Source organism: Nitrosomonas sp. Nm166 (genome assembly GCF_900112825.1).
GTDB lineage: Bacteria > Pseudomonadota > Gammaproteobacteria > Burkholderiales > Nitrosomonadaceae > Nitrosomonas.
The window spans coordinates 1-3533 of sequence record NZ_FONE01000087.1; the positions used below are offsets into that span (position 1 = coordinate 1).

Genomic DNA, 3533 nt, shown 5'->3' on the forward strand with positions numbered 1-3533 from the left:
GACCAGTTCGTCCAGTCGCTGGCGGAACAGGTCATTACTCTTTTGCGTGCACGGCTTTGGCCCCATCTAACCCTCGCTAAATTTGCAGGAAATTGCAGCAATTTTACCAAAAACTGGTGAATTTAATTGCCTTAATTCATCAATTCATCACACAGAATCAGAATGTTATGGATTGTTCAGACTGAACTAAGTAGCCTCACTTTAAGCGTATTTCTTGATGTACCAGTCAGGCGCAGTTAGCGCGGCAAGCTCAATAGTCTTTACCTTGATGGGCATCGTTTGAACGTTGTTTGGAACAGAGATATCAATGCCGTAGGCGAGCAAGGCTTTCCGATGGGTATAGAATTGAGATTTCTTTAATTGAATAGGAAAGCCATATTTCCAACTCACATAAGTCGCTCTAAGATGTTTTGGTAGGTCATTGAAGTTCTCATATTTCACATTTTCCAGTCTTTGTAATTGGGTTCTGTTCATATAAACCTCTATTAATAATTGATCTGTGATAGCCCCTAAAAAAGCTAGACCGTTTTGTAGAAGAAATCGTGATTTGAGCGTAAACTCTTCTCGGATGACTCCGAGTGATTCGCAGAATTGAATAACTTCATTAGAAACATGCTGACCGGATTTTTTGGAACGGTGTTTTTTGAGTTCAGTCGTTTTGTAGTAGAGCTTGCCGTAGACGTACTTGGAGCCTTGGCCATATTCAACTGTTGCGCCATTCACGGATAAGGAACCCTTTTGCTGGCCGATGTGATGATCTGCCATGTTGCGGAGTAATGCTTCAGAGTCGATCATTGAGCCGGTGACATAATTGCAGGTTATGTCTATACGGCTGACTCTGGCGCCTATCCATGTCCAACCGGAATCAGCAAACCTATAAAGTTTTCTGGCTGTAAAAGGCGGCAAACCTAAGGTTTCCAGCAAGGAGTTAATACGCTTGATGCTGTCAGCAAAAGTGAAGCCGAAAAGGTTGTCCTGTCGACCATAGCGCGAAATATTGCCGGAAAATTCCACTTGGCGACCATCACAGCGCACCTCTACCCTGCTATCAAAACTTCTTTCCAATCCTTGCCGTGTATCAACCGTGTATTCAATCTCGCCATCAGAATCAATGCGCAGTACCCGGCCACCGTTAATGATTGGAAGCTTGCCGCTGTCGTGGACTTGCCGAATCGTCAGGTAGTCAACAAAAACAGGGTGTCAATCAACATTCAAAAATTATCACCTATCAACATCTAAAAGTTTCCAGTTAAGAAGTGGCGCAACTTAAATTTCGAGTGCTTTTTTGCGATGTTTGAATCGATAAGAATCGTTACCGGTTTCGAGGATGTCGCAGTGATGGGTAATGCGATCGAGTAGAGCTGCGGTCATTTTTTCATCTCCGAAGACCTGGATCCACTCAGCGAAATTGAGGTTATTCCATTTCTATTTCATAAGTGAAATAAGAGACGTAATTTATGAAAGGAAGTGTTGTGATGGCGCGTATAGCGAGTGGTAAAGAACTGTTAGATCAGGAAATTTATTAGTTAATTCAATAACTTATGAAATAGAATTTGAATTAGTGGTAATAATCAGAGAGGTCTTCTCATACAGCTGGCTGATGAGATGAAATAGCAAAGCGCCACCGGATTCCGGGAATGGCAGATAGCCCAGTTCATCGAGGATAACGGCATCGATCTGCATGAGTCGCTTGGCCAGTGAACCCGATTTGTCTTGTTGCTTTTCCTTTTCCAATTGATTGACCAGATCAACGGCATTATAGAAACGCACGCGTTTCCCCTGATGGATCGCTGAAACAGCCAAAGCAATTGCCAGATGGGTTTTGCCGGTTCCTGTACCGCCGCCTACAAAAATAAGATTGTTTGCCTGAATCATGAATTCACCGGTAGCTAGTTGTTCTATGCGCCCCTTGGTCAAAGGATTTTCCGCCCAGTCAAAATGAATCAAATCGCGATGATGTGGAAACTTGGCAGCATGTAATTGGTAGTTTAGGCTACGTGTCTTGCGATCTGCCTGTTCAGCAGCGATCAACCGATCCAGCCAGATTTCTGGCATAACCGGCTTTTGTCGTGTATTTCCTTCAACCTGCCATTCCTGCCAGGCGGCAGCCATGCCGTGCAGATGAAGCGCCTTGAGTTGCGCATGACGATCAATGGTCATAGCGCGTCCTCCGCAAACTGTCGTAGCGGCTGCAGTCGGCTTTAGGTTCGATTTGCAAGGTTGGTGTAAGTGATACTTCGTAGGGTTTTGGGCCGTGCCACTTCACTTAAGCGACGCATTTCATTCATGACAATGGCGGCGGCAATACTGCCTGTTTGCAAGATCAGATCGCACGCAACCTCCAGCGTTTCAAGGCCGACATCACCTAATGCTCTAGCCATCAGCAGCAGTTCGACAAACGCTCTATCACCTTTATCTTGTTTCAAGATACGATCCCGGACTATCCGAATGGGTGTTGGCAAAGCCCATTTAACGGTTATGGTCAACCTTAATCAAACAAGTACTGGAAACCCGCAGGGTCTTTTCTACATAACCATCAAATACAGCTTTGACAGGAATGAGTAACGCTTTTTCTTCAACAAAACAATCGGCAATGGTGCGTCCGGTTTGTTCCGGGTGCTTACGCCCTGCCAGCTCTTCGCAACGTACAGCCAGCCACGCATTGAGTTCAGCGAAACTCTCGAACCGAGGAGTTGGCGTAAATAGCCATTCCCTGACATTGCCGACCTGATTCTCAACCTGCAAACATTCGAACAATCGTTGCGCTGTTCTGCGTTGACGTTTGGGTAACTTAGCATCCCGCTCCAGCCAATCAGATAATTGTGCTTTAAAAGCACCTAATTTCGGTGTTGGTTGAGTTTTACGTTGGTATATCGGTTCCGCCTCACTCTTTAATGCCTTGCGAACCGTTTGACGTGAGAGATTCAGACTATTTGCGATCGCACTGATGCTTTCTTTACTCACAAAATGTCGGCGTCTGATTTCATTCAGCTATATGCTCTATTGATATACTCCAAGGTTCTCCGACTAAACGCCGGATTTTCTCATCCATAGGGTGGAAACTTTTCAATGTTGATTTTACCCTTTCCCTGGTAATTTTTGCATGTTGATTAACAACATTGAACCAGCAACGAATTACGTAACGTAGTATTTTTGTATCAGGCAGTGGTGTGCGTTCGATCTGGTTACGGCATCAACTGGCCAACTTCAAACATCAGCTTGCTGCACTGGAAACCAAAATCGCCGGTGAAGGCATCATTCTGAGTGATGCACAAATCGCAGCATTGGAGAAGAAGAAACAGGATGATATCGCCAGTGGTGAAATAGAAATGATGCACTGGTTACTTGGGTGCACAGGACACCTTCTATGTGGGAAATCTGAAAGGTGTCGGGCGTATTTATCAGCAAACTTTCATCGATACTTACTCCAAGGTCGCGATTGCAAGCTCTACACCACCAGAACACCGATAACCTCAGCTGATATCCTGAATGACAAGGCGTTACCATTCTATGCGACATGATTTGCCCATGCT

Annotated in this window: 4 protein-coding genes and 2 pseudogenes; 1 reads left to right on the forward strand and 5 read right to left on the reverse strand. The window is 45.0% G+C overall.

Going from position 1 to position 3533, the window contains the following annotated elements; genetic code table 11:
* Positions 1 to 201: 201 nt before the first annotated feature.
* The 5 genes and pseudogenes from BM021_RS14555 to BM021_RS15840 form a co-directional block, all read right to left on the reverse strand.
* Positions 202 to 1179 (reverse strand): phage/plasmid replication domain-containing protein, encoded by a 978-nt coding sequence (locus tag BM021_RS14555; protein ID WP_090721709.1) that lies wholly within the window; start codon positions 1177 to 1179, stop codon positions 202 to 204.
* An 87-nt stretch (positions 1180 to 1266) separates the two neighbouring features.
* Positions 1267 to 1416: pseudogene (locus BM021_RS14560) on the reverse strand (ATP-binding protein); the annotation flags it as partial.
* Positions 1417 to 1539: 123 nt separating this feature from the next.
* Positions 1540 to 2160, reverse strand: a complete 621-nt coding sequence (locus BM021_RS14565; protein WP_090721711.1) for an ATP-binding protein — start codon at positions 2158 to 2160, stop codon at positions 1540 to 1542.
* Positions 2161 to 2201: 41 nt separating this feature from the next.
* Positions 2202 to 2486, reverse strand: a complete 285-nt coding sequence (locus tag BM021_RS15835; protein WP_218147885.1) for a hypothetical protein — start codon at positions 2484 to 2486, stop codon at positions 2202 to 2204.
* Complete coding sequence (locus BM021_RS15840; RefSeq protein ID WP_218147886.1) at positions 2470 to 2964, reverse strand: hypothetical protein; 495 nt, start codon at positions 2962 to 2964, stop codon at positions 2470 to 2472. The genes BM021_RS15835 and BM021_RS15840 overlap by 17 nt, the downstream gene beginning before the upstream one ends.
* 159 nt (positions 2965 to 3123) lie before the next feature.
* Here BM021_RS15840 and BM021_RS14575 point away from each other — a divergent pair.
* Positions 3124 to 3512 (forward strand): annotated as a pseudogene (locus BM021_RS14575) (IS481 family transposase); the annotation flags it as partial.
* Positions 3513 to 3533 lie beyond the last annotated feature (21 nt).

Bases quoted from the DNA above. Each gene is read 5' to 3' on its own strand.
- BM021_RS14565 (WP_090721711.1), bottom strand. From the start codon at position 2,160: ATGACCATTGATCGTCATGCGCAACTCAAGGCGCTTCATCTGCACGGC.